Origin of the sequence: Chryseobacterium sp. KBW03 (assembly GCF_003852415.1) — a bacterium.
Classification (GTDB): Bacteria; Bacteroidota; Bacteroidia; order Flavobacteriales; family Weeksellaceae; genus Chryseobacterium; species Chryseobacterium viscerum.
This window is the reverse complement of sequence record NZ_QAJO01000007.1, coordinates 264,503-280,312: the sequence shown is the minus strand read 5'-3', so window position 1 is coordinate 280,312 and position 15,810 is coordinate 264,503. Positions and strand designations below refer to the sequence as shown.

General features: G+C 37.2%; 17 protein-coding genes. 10 read left to right on the top strand and 7 right to left on the bottom strand.

What is annotated here, in order from left to right; all coding sequences use genetic code 11:
• A complete protein-coding gene (locus tag DBR39_RS17150) occupies window positions 1–1,230 on the bottom strand; it encodes an MFS transporter (RefSeq protein ID WP_124535124.1) in 1,230 nt (409 codons plus the stop codon).
• 123 nt (window positions 1,231–1,353) lie between these two features.
• Between DBR39_RS17150 and DBR39_RS17145 the strand changes: the two genes are divergently transcribed.
• Complete coding sequence (locus DBR39_RS17145) at window positions 1,354–2,259, top strand: AraC family transcriptional regulator (protein ID WP_124535122.1); 906 nt, start codon at window positions 1,354–1,356, stop codon at window positions 2,257–2,259.
• Window positions 2,260–2,351: 92 nt separating this feature from the next.
• On the top strand, window positions 2,352–2,642 hold the full coding sequence (locus tag DBR39_RS17140) for a DUF3892 domain-containing protein (protein ID WP_124535120.1): 291 nt from the start codon (window positions 2,352–2,354) through the stop codon (window positions 2,640–2,642).
• Between the two features lie 90 nt (window positions 2,643–2,732).
• On the opposite strand, the gene DBR39_RS17135 is transcribed toward DBR39_RS17140, so the two are convergent.
• On the bottom strand, window positions 2,733–3,287 hold the full coding sequence (locus DBR39_RS17135) for a thioredoxin family protein (protein WP_124535118.1): 555 nt from the start codon (window positions 3,285–3,287) through the stop codon (window positions 2,733–2,735).
• A 320-nt stretch (window positions 3,288–3,607) separates the two neighbouring features.
• On the opposite strand from DBR39_RS17135, the gene DBR39_RS17130 reads away from it, so the two are divergent.
• The 4 genes from DBR39_RS17130 (at window position 3,608) to DBR39_RS17115 (ending at window position 10,539) form a co-directional block, all read left to right on the top strand.
• Window positions 3,608–4,204 (top strand): TetR/AcrR family transcriptional regulator, encoded by a 597-nt coding sequence (locus tag DBR39_RS17130; protein WP_103235497.1) that lies wholly within the window; start codon window positions 3,608–3,610, stop codon window positions 4,202–4,204.
• 365 nt (window positions 4,205–4,569) lie between these two features.
• Complete coding sequence (locus DBR39_RS17125; protein ID WP_124535116.1) at window positions 4,570–5,730, top strand: efflux RND transporter periplasmic adaptor subunit; 1,161 nt, start codon at window positions 4,570–4,572, stop codon at window positions 5,728–5,730.
• 40 nt (window positions 5,731–5,770) lie between these two features.
• Window positions 5,771–8,953 carry an efflux RND transporter permease subunit gene (locus DBR39_RS17120; protein WP_124535114.1) on the top strand — a complete coding sequence of 1,061 codons (3,183 nt, stop codon included), beginning with the start codon at window positions 5,771–5,773 and terminating at the stop codon, window positions 8,951–8,953.
• 173 nt (window positions 8,954–9,126) lie between these two features.
• The gene (locus tag DBR39_RS17115; RefSeq protein ID WP_124535112.1) at window positions 9,127–10,539 is read left to right on the top strand and encodes an efflux transporter outer membrane subunit; all 1,413 of its coding nucleotides are present in this window, start codon (window positions 9,127–9,129) and stop codon (window positions 10,537–10,539) included.
• 313 nt (window positions 10,540–10,852) lie between these two features.
• Here DBR39_RS17115 and miaA read toward each other — a convergent pair whose 3' ends face one another.
• Entirely contained in the window at window positions 10,853–11,773 is a 921-nt protein-coding gene (gene miaA / locus DBR39_RS17110; RefSeq protein WP_124535110.1) for a tRNA (adenosine(37)-N6)-dimethylallyltransferase MiaA, read from the bottom strand.
• 185 nt (window positions 11,774–11,958) lie between these two features.
• Between miaA and DBR39_RS17105 the strand changes: the two genes are divergently transcribed.
• From DBR39_RS17105 to DBR39_RS24320, 4 genes are all read left to right on the top strand, one after another.
• The gene (locus DBR39_RS17105; protein ID WP_124535108.1) at window positions 11,959–12,816 is read left to right on the top strand and encodes a YicC family protein; all 858 of its coding nucleotides are present in this window, start codon (window positions 11,959–11,961) and stop codon (window positions 12,814–12,816) included.
• Window positions 12,817–12,912: 96 nt separating this feature from the next.
• Window positions 12,913–13,476, top strand: coding sequence for a guanylate kinase (gene gmk, locus DBR39_RS17100; protein WP_124535106.1), 564 nt, complete (start codon window positions 12,913–12,915; stop codon window positions 13,474–13,476).
• Between the two features lie 104 nt (window positions 13,477–13,580).
• On the top strand, window positions 13,581–14,600 hold the full coding sequence (gene nadA / locus DBR39_RS17095) for a quinolinate synthase NadA (protein WP_103233140.1): 1,020 nt from the start codon (window positions 13,581–13,583) through the stop codon (window positions 14,598–14,600).
• A gap of 52 nt (window positions 14,601–14,652) precedes the next feature.
• The gene (locus DBR39_RS24320) at window positions 14,653–14,814 is read left to right on the top strand and encodes a bacteriocin-like protein (protein WP_153816329.1); all 162 of its coding nucleotides are present in this window, start codon (window positions 14,653–14,655) and stop codon (window positions 14,812–14,814) included.
• A 36-nt stretch (window positions 14,815–14,850) separates the two neighbouring features.
• Here the strand turns inward: DBR39_RS24320 and DBR39_RS17090 are convergent, their stop codons facing one another.
• The 4 genes from DBR39_RS17090 to DBR39_RS17080 all read right to left on the bottom strand — a co-directional run bounded on the left by DBR39_RS17090 (window position 14,851) and on the right by DBR39_RS17080 (window position 15,810).
• Window positions 14,851–15,060: a bacteriocin-like protein gene (locus tag DBR39_RS17090; protein ID WP_410494261.1), complete on the bottom strand. Its 210-nt coding sequence runs from the start codon at window positions 15,058–15,060 to the stop codon at window positions 14,851–14,853.
• 65 nt (window positions 15,061–15,125) lie between these two features.
• Window positions 15,126–15,323 carry a hypothetical protein gene (locus DBR39_RS17085; protein WP_124535102.1) on the bottom strand — a complete coding sequence of 66 codons (198 nt, stop codon included), beginning with the start codon at window positions 15,321–15,323 and terminating at the stop codon, window positions 15,126–15,128.
• Between the two features lie 63 nt (window positions 15,324–15,386).
• Complete coding sequence (locus tag DBR39_RS24315; RefSeq protein ID WP_185147209.1) at window positions 15,387–15,557, bottom strand: bacteriocin-like protein; 171 nt, start codon at window positions 15,555–15,557, stop codon at window positions 15,387–15,389.
• A 58-nt stretch (window positions 15,558–15,615) separates the two neighbouring features.
• Window positions 15,616–15,810, bottom strand: coding sequence for a bacteriocin-like protein (locus DBR39_RS17080; RefSeq protein WP_124535100.1), 195 nt, complete (start codon window positions 15,808–15,810; stop codon window positions 15,616–15,618).

Here is a 15,810-nt window from a genome sequence, read left to right as displayed (position 1 = left end):
TTATTTTTTAGGATTAATTTTTAATTTATTCATGAAAACGGCAGACGTGATCAGTAATGAAAGCGGAATCAGAGAAAGATAAAATGCCTGCTGCCCGCTGAACTCCTGAAATACAAATCCCGTAATTATAGAGCCTATAGTGCCTCCGATTGCTGAGAAAACAACAATCAATCCTGACATCGCGCTGTGCAGATATTTGGGAATCGAAGCAAGAATTACAGAATTAATGCTTGGATAGATAGGTGCCAGCAAACCTCCCATCAAAGGAAATAAATACACGGCCAAAGGCGCATTCATCCAGGTGGTATTCGCATCAATATGAATATTATGGGTCAACGGCAAAACCAGCAGTAAGCTAATGGCAAAACCTACCACACAAAAAGAAACTACATAGATCCAGCTGAATTTTTTAGAGAAAAACCCGGACAAAAATCTTCCCAAGGCAAAAGCTCCTGCCAAAACTGCTCCTGCCTGAATGCTCATGGATGTTGGCATTTTTAAAATCTCCTTATAAAAAGTAGGAGTCCATGTTTGGAAACTCTGTTCTACCAATACAAAAAGAAAGGCACACAATAAAAAGCATAGTACTTTTTTATAACTGAATAAGCTTACACTATTTTTCAGGTCTCCCAACAGGTCTGTTTTCTCACTTTTAGCTTCCTGCTCATTCAGTTTTGAAAAGAACAGAAATAGAAAAGATAAGGTTGAAAGTCCTCCCAGAATCCAATACACATTCAGCCATTCTGTAGATTTCGGATTATGATCATCAATATATAGACTGAATAAAAGATTTCCTGCCAATACTCCGATCATAAAAAAACCTTCCAGAAATCCCATAAAACTTGAATGTTCTTTGTCTGTTTCTGTAACCAGTCCTATAGAGGTAAAAACTGATATTTTTATCAATGCAAAGGAAATTCCTACAATGGCAAATAATAATTTGAATACCCAGAACTCATTGGTAAAAGGCATTACAAAACACATACAGCTTACCAGGAATAAGGCGATTAGCATTGAGTTTTTAATCCCGATTTTCGGAAGAAATGATGCCAGAATGAAAGAACATATCGCAATCGGAAGATCTTTGAAACCTTCCAGAATGCTGGCCGAAGATTTTGAAATCCCAAAATTCTGCTGTACCTGCAGGATCACTGTTCCCACAGAATTCAGAAGAATTGCGAAGACAAAATAGTTTAAAAATAAAACGGCCTTGATGTTAAGATTTTTCATTCAGGTTATTTCTTGTCGGCTAAGATAGAAGCATTTCTGTTAACGATAATTTAACACAGTAAACAAATATTTGAACTATATTAATATAATTAGTATTTTTAGTAAATAAATATGATTAATTAAATGAAAGTTACTTTTGAAAGAGTGATCCCCAATGAGAAGAGCTCATTCCGTACGATTCATAATAACTCCCCTATTTCAGAATTTAAATGGGAGTATCATTATCATCCGGAAATTGAGCTGGTCTGTGTCATTTCCGGGAGCGGAACCCGTCACGTAGGTTACCATAAAAGTAATTATACGAATGGAGATTTGGTTTTAATCGGGTCCAATATCCCCCACTCCGGATTTGGGCTCAACTCTATTGATCCGCATGAAGAGATTGTCCTTCAGTTCAAAGAAGAAATTCTTCAGTTTCCCCAACAGGAAGTGGAAGCCAGCTCTATCAAAAATCTGCTGGAGCTTTCAAAATATGGGATTCATTTTCATCACAAAGTAAAAAAAGTAATGCTTCCCAAATTGAAACTGATATTGGAATCGGAAGGCTATAAAAGATATTTGCTGCTGCTGGAAATTCTTTTTGAACTTTCAAAATGTCACGACTATGATCTCTTAAATAACGAAATCATGCCCTATACTATTATTTCAAAAAATAAAACCCGGCTGGAAAACATTTTCACTTATGTAGAGCATCATTATGATAAAGAAATTGATATTGAAGAGGTAGCGAAATTAGCCAATCTCACTTTACCGGCTTTCTGTAATTTCTTTAAAAAAGCGACTCAGATTACCTTCACAGAGTTTGTGAACCGATATAGAATCAATAAGGCATGCCTGCTGATGGTACAGGACAGGTCTATTTCAGAATGCAGCTACCAATGCGGGTTCAATAATGTAACGTACTTCAACAGGATGTTTAAAAAATACACAGGGAAAACGCCTTCAGAGTTTATAAAGAATCACTCTCACAATAAAGTCAATGTAGATTTGAAGGTTGAAAAGGAGGTCAAAAGTAAGGCAAGTTTTTAATTTTTTGTTAATCAGTGATCTGTTTATGGAAAACCGTAAGGCTAAACAACTTACATAAGTTACTTTCGTAAAACAATTTAAAATAAAAAACCATGGCAATTAGAATTACATGTATCAACAAGGACAACGGTTATCATGAAAATCCAAACTTAGCAATCACTCATTTAGGATGGACTGGAGATGATGGAAAACCAGGAAAAAGTACTCGATTAGAAATATATAACTGGATAAAGAATGAAAGAGGATTAGCTTATGTTACCGATGGTTATGGAAACCAAGTAAAGGTTATCACAGCTGAAACTTACAATGGCACCAAATATTTAAAAACGGAGGCAGATAATACAACAAAAAATAATTTATTATCACTCCCTGAATGTAAATAAAGGTTGGAAGTTATTAAATGAAAGGCTGTCCTACTATTTAATAGAACAGCCTTTTATATTATATAAATAAGAATCAGTAATTACCGAAAATTATTTCCATTTGATATTGCATCCCATGCTAGGTCTCTGAATTTCTTCCTGAGCTTCCCCAGCCAAAAGATTTTCAAAAGCAATAATCAGGTCTTCACCTGTTATATCTTTATTATTTCCAGGTCTTGAATCATCCATCTGACCTCTGTATACAAGATCAAGCTTATCATCAAAGAAATAAAAGTCTGGTGTACATGCAGCTTCATAAGCTCTAGCCACCGCCTGGCTTTCATCGAATAAATAAGGGAAGTCAAATCCTCTTTCAATCTGAAATTCGATCATTTTTTCCGGAGAATCTGCCGGATATTTTTCAATATTATTGGAATTGATAGCGATAAATTCAATTCCTTGCTCGTTATAATCTTCATACAATTCATTGATCTTATCGATCACGTGAAGAACAAACGGGCAATGGTTGCACATAAAGATTACCAATGTTCCTTTTTCTCCTTTCAGCTCTTCCAAAGACTGAAGTTCATTCGTTTTTGATGGGTTAGGAAGTTCAAAAAACGGAGCTTTTGTTCCTAATGCCAGCATATTTGAGGGAGTATTCATATCCTTTTTTCTTTAGTGGCAAAGATAGATATTTCTTTTTATTAATAAACCGGGTTCTGAATAAGACATTATTTATTTAGTATTGTAAGGAGGTTTGAAGCTGGAGGAGGGAAGATATTAGCCCCTCAAAAATAGTTATAGTCAAATTCTATTATTGCATTATTCAACCCTAAAAATAACTTCCAGCTCCCATTCTTCCAGCTTCCAGCCTTTGATTTATTTTTCTTTAAATAGTCGCCCAATCTATAAAACTCATAATATCCTTTGGAAGTTATGTTAAAAAGTTTGTAGTTTTGCTAACGCTGTTAGTAAAGAATATAATGGGCCTACATGAACGTCGTCAAAGAGAAAAAGAATCTATCCGTGCAAACATTTTGCAGGCTGCATTCACTTTGGCTAAAACGGAAGGCTGGGGATCGCTTTCTATGCGTAAGATAGCAGATGCTATTGAGTATAGTGCTCCCGTAGTATATGATTATTTTGAAAATAAAGAAGCTATTCTATTTGAAATTTCTTTAGATGGCTTTCACAAGTTGCATATCGAATTATTAAAAGCTCAGCAGAAACACAGTACCCCGGAAGAGCAGCTTGTTGCTATTGTGGATGCTTACTGGAGCTTCGCTTTTAAAAATAAGGAATATTACCAGCTTATGTTTGGTCTTGGTATGCAGTGCTGCGGAAAAGGCCAGATGAAAAAAGAATTCTCATCATTCCAGGAGCTTATCTATGAATGTACTCATGAGATTATTATGAAAAACGGATCAAATCCCGACAATGCCTGCCATATGTCACATGCTCTGTTTTCGGCCGTTCACGGGATGATCTCTATTATGATGATGCGTACTGCTGATATCCCTTCAACGATGAACAAAACGTCTTTGGACGAAACTGTTTCGGCTTTCATTAAGTCATTATAAATTTTTTTTGAATTAAAAATTAACACCGTTAGGAAACTTAACACTGAATTAATTAAAACATTTAGTTCAGTTTAATTAAAAAACTAAAATAATTTATGTAAAATCTTACAATTTCAGTAATTAAAGATAAGCATTTTTATCATATCAATTAACACTGTTAGTAAAATTAACACGAATACACCTCATTCTTATCATATATAAATCAACATTAAAAATTTTCAATTATGGAAACTATCGACCCAATTGCACATTAAAAATTCTGTAATTTTTTTTGAACTAATTATTAACACTGTTAGGAAAAAACACAGCATTTATCAAAACACATTACTTACCTCTAACACTTCATTAAAAAAATTAAACCAACAATGAAATTACCTGGAAAAACAAGGTTTATTGTACTTATTGCAAGTATAATTCTTTTACAGAGCTGCACCAAAGCCGCAGAAGGAACCAATGCCGCACCTCCAGCTCCAGAACTTCCGGTTTATACCGTTATTACATCACCCGCCACTACATATCAGGAATTCCCAACCGCTTTGGAAGGGAAAAACAACGTAGAAATCAGATCTCAGGTAGACGGATATCTGGATAGAATCTATGTAGAAGAAGGATCTTACGTAAGAGCGGGACAGCCGTTATTTAAAATAGATTCAAGAAGCTACGGCGAGCAAATGAATATGGCTCAGGCTAATCTTCAGGTTGCCAATGCCAATATCCAAAAAGCAAGAGTGGAAGTAGACAGACTTCAGCCACTGGTTGCTGCAAAAGTAGTTTCTGATGTACAGCTTAAAACAGCGAAAGCCAATTATGAAGCTGCTGTTGCTGCTGCCTCACAAGCCAGAGCCTCTGTAGGAAGCGCCAGAATCAATGTAGGATTTACAACCATTACAGCTCCTGTAAGCGGTTATATCGGAAGAATCCCTTACAAAAAGGGAAGTCTGATCTCTAGAACAGATGTAAATCCATTGACATTATTATCTGATATCAGTGAAATTTATGCCTATTTCTCTTTAAGCGAACTGGACTTTATTGCTTTCCAAAATAAATACCCGGGAGCAAGTCTGGAAGAGAAACTGAAAAATATGCCAATGGTAGATCTTGTCATTGCTGATAACAGTACATATCCTGAAAAAGGAAGATTGAGTATTGTAGACGGCCAGTTTGACAAAACTACCGGAGCCATCAGTGTACGTGCTATTTTCCCTAATACAAACGGAGCTTTAAGAACAGGAAATACAGGAAGAGTACGCATGCCGCAACTGATCTCGAATGCTGTAGTGATCCCACAGGAATCCACTTTCGAAATTCAGGATAAAACGTATGTATATGTAATGGGCAAAGATCAGAAGGTAACCGGAAGACCGATCAAAATATCAGGAAAAACGGATAGCTATTATTTTATCTCTGAAGGGCTTACACCTGGAGAAAAAATAGTATTCACAGGAATTGGAAGCTTAAAAGATGGTGCATCCATCAAGCCTAAAAATATTTCTTCTGACAGCTTATTAAAAGCGAAACCATTATAGTCCATTCCGAATACAGAAGACTTAAAAAAATAAACTTCTTATGTTAAAACAATTTATAGAAAGACCGGTCCTTTCAACGGTCATCTCCATAATACTCTTATTATTGGGAGCTTTGTCTCTCTTTAATTTACCGATTGCCCTCTTTCCGGATATCGCTCCACCGAGTGTTCAGGTAACGGCTTTCTATCCTGGAGCTAATGCTGAGGTTGTAGCACGTTCTGTAGCCACACCTATTGAGGAAGCCGTGAACGGGGTTGAGAATATGACCTATATGACTTCCAACTCCAGTAATGACGGTACCATGACACTTAGTGTGTACTTCAAGCAGGGAGCCGATGCGGATAATGCTGCTGTAAACGTACAGAACCGTGTATCGAAAGCGATGAGCCAGCTGCCTCAGGAAGTGGTACAAGCCGGGATTTCGACCCAAAAGGTTCAGAACAGTATGATCATGTTCATGGGATTGACCAGTGAAAATGAAAAGCAATATGATGAATTATTCCTTCAAAATTATCTGAAGATTAATGTTATTCCACAGATACAGCGTATCCCCGGAGTGGCTCAGGCTCAGGTATTCGGAACAAGGGATTACTCCATGAGAATCTGGCTGAAACCGGATCGTCTGGCTTCTAACAATCTTTCTCCTCAGGAAGTTTTAGCAGCCATTAAAGACCATAACCTTGAAGCAGCCCCTGGGCGTCTTGGACAAGGAAGTAAGGAAACTTACGAATATATTCTTAAATACAAAGGAAAACTGAATAAGAATGAAGACTATGAAAATATCGCTATCAAAGCGAACAGCGATGGTTCTTTCTTACGATTAAAGGATGTAGCACGAGTAGAGTTTGGGTCTTATACCTATACTGCAACTAACAGAGTAGACGGAAAACCGGTTGCCGGATTTGCGATCTTACAGACTGCGGGTTCTAACGCCAATGAAATCCTGACTGAAATTGAAAATCAGGTGAAGGTGATGGAAACGACCTTACCAAAAGGAGTAAAGCCCATTATCATGTATAATTCTAAAGACTTCCTGGATGCTTCTATCCATCAGGTTGTAGAAACACTTGTTATTGCTTTCATATTGGTATTTATTGTAGTATATATCTTCCTTCAGGATTTCAGATCTACATTGATCCCGGCTATTGCCGTACCGGTAGCAATTATCGGAACCTTCTTTTTCCTGCAGCTATTTGGTTTCAGTATCAACATGCTTACCTTATTTGCATTGGTGCTCGCCATTGGTATTGTAGTGGATGATGCCATTGTAGTGGTAGAAGCCGTCCATTCTAAAATGGAACAGACGGGAATGCCTGTAGAACAGGCTACCATGAACTCAATGAGTGAAATTTCAGGAGCCATTATTTCCATTACATTGGTAATGTGTGCCGTGTTTATTCCGGTTGGCTTCATGCAGGGACCTGCAGGGGTATTCTACAGACAGTTTGCTTTCACATTGGCCATTGCGATTTTAATCTCAGCAGTAAATGCATTGACATTGAGCCCTGCATTATGTGCAATGTTCTTAAATGATCCTCAGGGAGAACATGGTGAACACGGTCATAAAAAAGGTTTTGGAGCAAGATTTTTCAATGCTTTCAATGCCAGCTTCAACAGCATGACCAGAAAATATATCTACAGCCTTAAATTTTTAATTAAAAATAAATGGGTGGCTATAGGAGGTCTTGTTGTCATTACAGCAGCCAGTATATTTCTGATCAAAAAAGCGCCGTCAGGATTTATTCCTACTGAAGACCAGGGATTCGTATTATATGCAGTGAATACTCCTCCGGGAAGTTCATTGGAAAGAACGCACAGAGCTACAGCACAAATTGATAAAATTATCAATGCTGAAAAAGCAACCAATCACCTTTGGGTAGCAGATGGAATGAACTTCATCAGTAATGCTAACGCTTCTCCATATTCCGCAGGTTTCATTAAGCTTAAAGATTATGACAAGCGTGGTGACATGAAAGATCCTGACCAGATTGCAGCAATGCTTACAGGAAAGGTTAGCCAGGTAAAAGATGCGAACGCATTCTTCTTCAACTTCCCTACTGTACAAGGTTTCGGTAACGTTTCCGGATTTGAGTTCATGCTTCAGGATAAGACGAATGGTTCTTTTGAACAGTTGGGAACAACTACCCAACAGTTCATTGGAGAGCTGATGAAAAGACCTGAAATTGCTTTCGCCTTTACCACTTACGCGGCAGGAAACCCTCAGTACACCATTGATGTGGATACTGATAAAGCCAACCAGCTGGGTGTTTCTGTAACAGAGCTGATGCAGACGATGCAGATTTATTTCGGAAGTAGCTTTGTATCGGATTTCAACAGATTCGGGAAATATTACAGAGTAATGGCTCAGGCAGATATTCCTTACCGTACGGATGTCAATTCACTGGAAGGAATTTATGTGAAAAATAAATCAGGAGAAATGGTTCCTGCAAAAACACTGGTAACGTTAAAAAGATCTTTCGGTCCTGAGACGGTAACAAGAAATAACCTCTTTAATGCAGTAACCATCAACGGAACTCCAAAACCTGGATACAGTACCGGTGACGCCATCAAAGCTGTAGAAGAAGTTGCTCAGCAATCATTACCGAGAGGATATGGATATGAGTGGACAGGGATTACCCGTGAAGAGATTAAGACAAGTGGACAAACTTCATTTATCTTCTTCCTGAGTATCTTATTTGTTTACTTCCTATTAGCAGCACAATATGAAAGCTATATTCTTCCGTTTGCCGTTATTCTTACCATTCCTACAGGGATTTTCGGAGTATTTGCTTTCACAGGATTAGCAGGAATAGATAACAACATTTACGTACAGGTAGGATTGATCATGCTGGTCGGGTTATTGGCCAAAAATGCCATCCTGATTGTAGAGTTTGCCGTACAGAGAAGAAAAGCAGGTAAAACCTTGATAGAATCTGCACTTCAGGCATCAAGATTACGTTTGAGACCGATCTTAATGACCTCTTTTGCCTTTATTGTGGGAATGCTTCCATTGGTATGGACACAGGGTGCTTCTTCAAAAGGAAACCACTCTATCGGTTATAGTACCGTAGGAGGAATGCTTACAGGAGTAATATTCGGGATTTTCATTATTCCGGTAATGTATGTCGTGTTCCAGTATCTGCATGAAAAAATGCCAAGCAGAAAAAAGAAAAGACTTCTGAAAAAACAAATGGAGGAAGAACTTTTAGCTGCTAGTCACTAATAAAAAAATGAATGACAAAAACTTAGAGAAAATTTTAAGATCACAAAGGGTTAACTATTCTCCTACCTGTTCTTAATGGTTTAAAAAAGCTAACTATTTTCTCCTACTAAAGACAATTTTTGCATCAACAGAAACCTCTCTAAGTTTTGTATTCAATTAAAAGTTTAAAAACTATGAAAAGAGTAAAAAATATTATTCTAACATTTGCACTGGCTATAGGCTCTGTTTCGTGTGTGTCCAAACTGGCATATACGGAGCCCGAGCTTCCTCTTCCGGAAAAGTTCCAGTACACCGCAACTGCAGATACTGCCAGTATAGCCAATCTGGAGTGGAAACAGTTTTTCAGTGATCCTATTTTACAGGGATTGATTGAAAAAGGAATTAAAAATAATTATGACCTTCAGATTGCGCTAAAGCAGGTAGCTGCTTCACAGGAAAAACTGAAACAGGCAAAATATATGCAATATCCGGATGTTGGTTTCGGAGTGAGCGGACAGATTTCAAAACCTTCCAAAAACAGCATGAATGGGCAAAGCTTAAATTTGTTTTTAGGACAAAGCCATGTTGAAGATTACAATGCAGCCTTCAACCTTTCATGGGAAGCTGACATTTGGGGGAAAATCAAAAACCAGCAGGAAGTTTCAAGAATGCAGTATCTTCAAACCTATGAAGGTTCAAAAGCTGTTCAGACTCAGGTGGTAGCAGCTATAGCACAGGGATATTACAACCTGTTGATGCTTGACAGACAATTAAACATTGCAAAATCCAATCTTGAATTGAGCAGCAATACCCTAATGATTACACAAAAAATGTGGGAAAGCGGTGATAACACTTCTTTAGGGGTTCAGCAGGCAGCAGCACAGAAACAGGCAACTGAACTTCTGATTGCTCAACTTGAACAGAATATTGCCATTCAGGAAAATGCACTGAGCATTCTGACAGGAGAACTTCCTAATAAAGTAAACAGAACGATTGAAATGTCTGATACTTCATTACCTCAAAATATTACTGCAGGACTTCCGGCAGCTATGGTAAGCCGTAGACCGGATGTACGTCAGCAGGAGTTGGTTTTATTAGAATCCAATGCTATGGTAGGAGTGGCACAGGCCAATATGTACCCGGCATTGAAAATTACAGCCAACGGTGGGGTAAATTCATTCAAAATTGATAACTGGTTTCAGATTCCGGCCTCATTGTTCGGATCCGTTTTAGGAGGTATTACCCAGCCTATTTTTCAGAAAAGACAATTGAAAACGGATCTTGCAGTAGCCAAAATTCAGAGAGAGAAAAACGTTCTGGCTTTCCGTCAGTCGGTATTGAATGCTGTAGGAGAAATTTCTGATGCTTTGGTTTCCAATGAAAATTTAAAAGTTCAGGAACAGAAAGCAACAGAACAAACGACGACGTTGAAAGATGGAATTAAAAGTGCACAGCTTCTTTACAAAGGAGGTTCAGCCAATTACCTGGAAGTGATTACAGCACAGGGAAATTCCCTACAGGCAGAGTTGAACCTGGCTTCCATTAAAAGACAGAGATTAAGCAGCATTGTAGATCTATACAGAGCGCTAGGCGGCGGTTGGAAGTAGTAAATTAAATTATATTTGTTGAAGTGCGGTTCTTTTTAGGACCGCATTTTTTCAATATTAAAGTCCCCTCATTAATTATCATCTGTACTGTCATTCTGAATGGAACAAAGTAGAATGAAGAATCTTTAAAAACAATCAATGAGATTCTTCCTTCGTCAGAATGAAAGGAGAACCATTAAGAACATATAAGTTGTTAAGCTTAATTAAGAAAAATCAAATAGATTTTTAAGACAATACTTCATAAGGCAAAGCTTTCTTAATATTCTTAACACCTTAATAGCTCCTTCATGGTTTAAAATAATTCAGGTAAAATTTATTCCTGAAACTGTTCCGAAATCCATTGAAGCAAGTCTTCAAAATCATTTTGAGAATATCCCAACTGTAAATAATGAATATCATCTGCCTTTCTATACCATGTCAACTGACGTTTTGCATATCTGCGGCTATTTTTCTTAATTTCTGAAACAGCAAAATCAAGATCCCATTCTCCGTCAAAATATTTAAACAATTCAGCATAGCCTACCGTATTCAAAGCCGTCAGACTTTTAAATTGTTCAAGGTCCTTCACCTCATCCAGCAATCCATTTTCCATCATGATATCCACTCTTCGGTTGATTCTGTCATACAGTTCTTCCCTTGAAGTTTCTATTCCGATTCTGATTACATTAAAATCTCTGCCATTTTGGGAAACAGCAATATGTTCAGAATATTTTTTATCCGTTTGCCAGATGATATCTATGGCACGCAAAAGCCTGCGGTGATTGTGAATATCTACCACACTGAAATATTCAGGATCGAGTTCCTGCAAAATTTCCTGAAGTTTTTCAATGCCTTCCTGCTCCATAATGGATTGAAGCTTCTCCTGGTTTTCAGTATTGGCTTCCGGCAGATCATGCAAGCCTTCTATCACTGCTTTTTCATACATCATACTTCCGCCGACAAGAATGACGGTGTCATGAGTTTTGAAAAGTTCATTCAGTTTTTGAAGGGCATCTTCTTCGTATTGTCCGATAGAATAATATTCTTCCACTGAAAGATTTCCGATAAAATGATGAGGTGCTCCAGCCAATTCTTCTTCAGAAGGTGCAGCCGTTCCTATTTTCATTTCCTTAAAAAACTGCCGGGAATCACAGGAAATAATTTCCGTATTGAAGTGTTGAGCCAAATCAATAGCCAATCTCGTTTTCCCAATTCCGGTGGGGCCTACTACAGAAATCAAATTTTTCTTTTTCACAGCGCTAATTTACAAAAATGAGTTTATTTAATTTGCTGGAAGACGGAAGCCTGAGGCTGGAAGTTAAAATTAGATATAATTTATATTTACAACGATCTTCCCGCTTCCTGCCTCCATCTTCCAGCCATTCAACATTAGCCCAACTATAGACTTAAATGTTTATCTTTGTAGAACAATAAAAAACTATGATTTTATCAATGACCGGATTCGGTAGAGCCGAAGATGTTTTTGAAGGAAAAAAAATTACAATAGATATTAAATCACTGAACAGCAAGAGCTTTGATTTAAATATCAAAATTCCTTTACGTTATAAAGAAAAAGAATTTGAAATAAGAAAAATTCTTAATGATAGAATTATCCGTGGAAAAGTAGACTGCTATGTCAATATTGAGAATCTTGAAGAGTCCAATGATGTAAAAATTAACAAAAGCTTAATTGACTCTTACATCAACGAACTTAAAAACATTGCTTCAGACGGACCCAATTTCGAATATCTTAAAATGGCGGTAAGACTTCCTGATGCCATCACATCAAGACCTGACGAATTGACGGAAGGTGAATGGGAATCTTTGGCAAAAATTGTCAACAATGCCGTAGACAAATTCGAAGAATTCAGAAGGACTGAAGGCAGTATCTTACACGAAGAATTAAACAGGAATATTCAGAATATTGATAAATATCTTGGAGCAGTAATTCCTTTTGAAGAAGAAAGAATTGTCAGCGTGAAAGAACGTTATCAGAAATCTTTGAAAGAGTTTGAAAACGTTGATGAAACACGTTTTTACCAGGAAATGGCCTATTTCACAGAAAAACTTGATATCTCTGAAGAAAAGGTAAGACTTACCCAGCACTTAAAATATTATAAAGAAGTAATGGATAATGAATCTTTCAATGGGAAAAAACTAGGCTTTATTTCTCAGGAAATCGGAAGAGAGATCAATACTTTAGGTTCTAAAGCCAATCATTCGGAAATCCAGAAACTGGTCGTAATGATGAAGGATGACCTGGAAAAAATTAAAGAACAAACATTAAACGTATTATAAGTTGCGGGGTTCGAGATGCGAGGTAATAATTCCGAGTGCAAACACTAAGGAATCACTACCCGAAACTCACAATCCCGAAACCCGAAACACATAGAAATGGATAAAGTAATTATATTTTCAGCACCATCAGGGAGCGGAAAAACTACATTGGTAAAGCATTCTCTGGAAACATTTCCTGAACTGGAATTTTCTATCTCATGTACCACAAGACAGCCGAGAGGAAGTGAAGTTCATACAGTAGATTATCATTTTCTGACACCGGAAGAGTTCAGACAGAAAATTTCTGAAGAGGCTTTTGTAGAATATGAAGAAGTATATACTGATAAATATTATGGTACTTTAAAATCTGAAGTAGAAAAAATCTGGAATCAGGGAAAAGTTGTTATTTTTGATGTAGATGTAAAAGGAGGTATTTCTTTAAAAAAATATTTTGGAGAAAAAGCGCTGTCTATTTTTATAGAACCGCCTTCCATTGAAGAGTTGGAACGAAGATTGATTTCAAGAAACACAGATGATGCAGAAACCATCAAAACCCGTGTGGCAAAGGCAGAAGAAGAAATGACCTACGCCAGCGAGTTTGACAAGATCGTGATTAATGAAGATCTTGATGCAGCTAAAGAAGAAATAGAAAGTTTAATAAAAAGTTTTATCAGTAATTAATGGCTGGAAGATGGAAGCAGGAGGATGAGAGTAAAATACTACACTCAAAATCTAACTTCTAATTTCTAACCTCTAGCTTCTGATAATAAAAAATTGAGGTTGATATGAGTACCGAAACATTAGAAAAAGCTAAATCTGCAATTCCTGTCAGAGGATTTTTGGATATAAAAGATATTGCCATTCCTCAGGGAGAAGAACTGGTAAAAGCCATCCTTAAACTTAAAGAGGAAAAAAATGCTGTCATTCTTGCCCATTATTACCAACCGGGGGAGATTCAGGATATTGCTGATTTCCTGGGTGATTCTTTACAGCTGGCAAGACAGGCAAAAGAAACGAATGCTGACATGATTGTATTCTGTGGAGTACACTTCATGGCGGAAGCTGCAAAAATTTTGAACCCAACTAAAAAAGTAGTTCTTCCTGATACCATGGCCGGATGCTCTCTGGCAGACGGTTGTTCCGGAGAAGGATTAAGAAAAATGCGCGAACAGCACCCGAATGCTTTAATCGCCACTTACATCAACTGTAATGCAGAAACTAAAGCAGAAAGTGATATTATCGTAACAAGTTCAAATGCTGAAACAGTGATTGAAGCACTTCCGAAAGACAGACCTATTATTTTCGCACCGGATAAAAACCTGGGAAGATATTTGTCTAAGAAAACAGGACGTGATATGATCCTTTGGGACGGAAGCTGTATTGTACACGAAGCTTTTTCAATGGAAAGAATTGCTCAACAGCTGGCTGACAATCCGGATTCAAAAATGATTGCTCACCCTGAAAGTGAAGAAGCCGTATTGAAACTTGCTCACTTTATTGGTTCCACTTCTGCCCTATTAGATTACGTAGAAAAAGACGACTGTCAGAAGTTTATCATTGCCACAGAAGAAGGAATTCTACACGAAATGAGAAAACGTGCTCCTCACAAGGAATTGATTCCTGCTCTCGTTTTTGATGAAAGCTGTAACTGTTCAGAATGTTTCTATATGAAGCGTAATACAATGGAAAAATTGTATTTATGTATGAAATATGAGCTTCCGGAAATTCTTATCGAAGAAGAATTAAGATTAAAAGCATTGAAGCCTATTGAAGCCATGCTGGATCTTTCCAAAAGTATAAAATAATTTTTTTGTTATTCAATATTTATTATATTTAGCATTCAAACTAACAATAAATATGAAAAATCTAAAAAAATTAGACAGAAGAAGTCTTAAAAATGTAAACGGAGGCAGTGGCATATGTAACTTAAACTGCGAAATACATGAAACCTGTGGTTCAGGATGCAATGGAGAATTGATCTGCGTACCAAGAGGAATGTATATTCCCGATAACTGTTAAAAAAATAAAGCACTGTTTTCACAGTGCTTTTTTATTTTAGTCAGCAGTAATCGCAACAAAGCAATCTACACTTACCATCACACACATTCTGCAGTTTTCTGACAGATGCCAATAGGCCTCACACGAAGGATCACTGGATGAACCCGGCCCAAAAACAAGGTGGGTAGGGCAACCGTCACAACGAGAAACGCCAGCGCCTTTCACTTGTTCTAAATTCCTTCTGTTCAATTTTTTTAAGTTTTTCATAGTAGTTTTAATTAAATTCTGATTTTGATCTTTTTTACAACAAATTGATACTCTTCACTATCTGTCTAGCCCTCAAGAACTGGACAGCTGCCCGGAATAGATGGATCATAAGGTAAAAGGTAAAAACAAACTTTACGCCCTCTCAAATCTGTACATACTGCACAGCCTCTTGGTCCGCAATCAAGGTCTACAGCACAGGTATCACCCACACCTCCAATAATAGCTCTTAAGCTTTCTCTGTTTAGTTTATTTGAATTTCTCATGGTCATTTTAATTTTTAAATTAAATTTTGATTTTTTCCATTGGATAGGATAATCAGCCAATCCTTACAGCATCGGTGCATAACAGGTTCCTCCCGGTTTCAGCCAGCATCCCCATTTTCCTCCTCCGCGGAAACATACAAATTGTTCTCCTCCACATGCTTCAATCTGAATATCAGTGAAGCCACCTTTGATACTTTTTTTATCCTCTCTTGATAATTTTTTGATTGTTTTCATATTGTAATAATTTTAGTATTTGGTAATAAAAGAACAACAAACTTTTTGTTGTTAAAAATTAATAAGGACCGAAGCATTCAAAGCTCACCAGCACTCTTCCTTTACAACATGCCGGTAATGCATTATAATCATCACATGATCTTGGCTCACCTGGTCCGTAGGGTCCGGCAGGACAATTTTCAAAACAGTTATTCACATCTCCCCCACTCACTGATTTCAGATTCTGGCGGTTTAATTTTTTTAAATTTTTCAT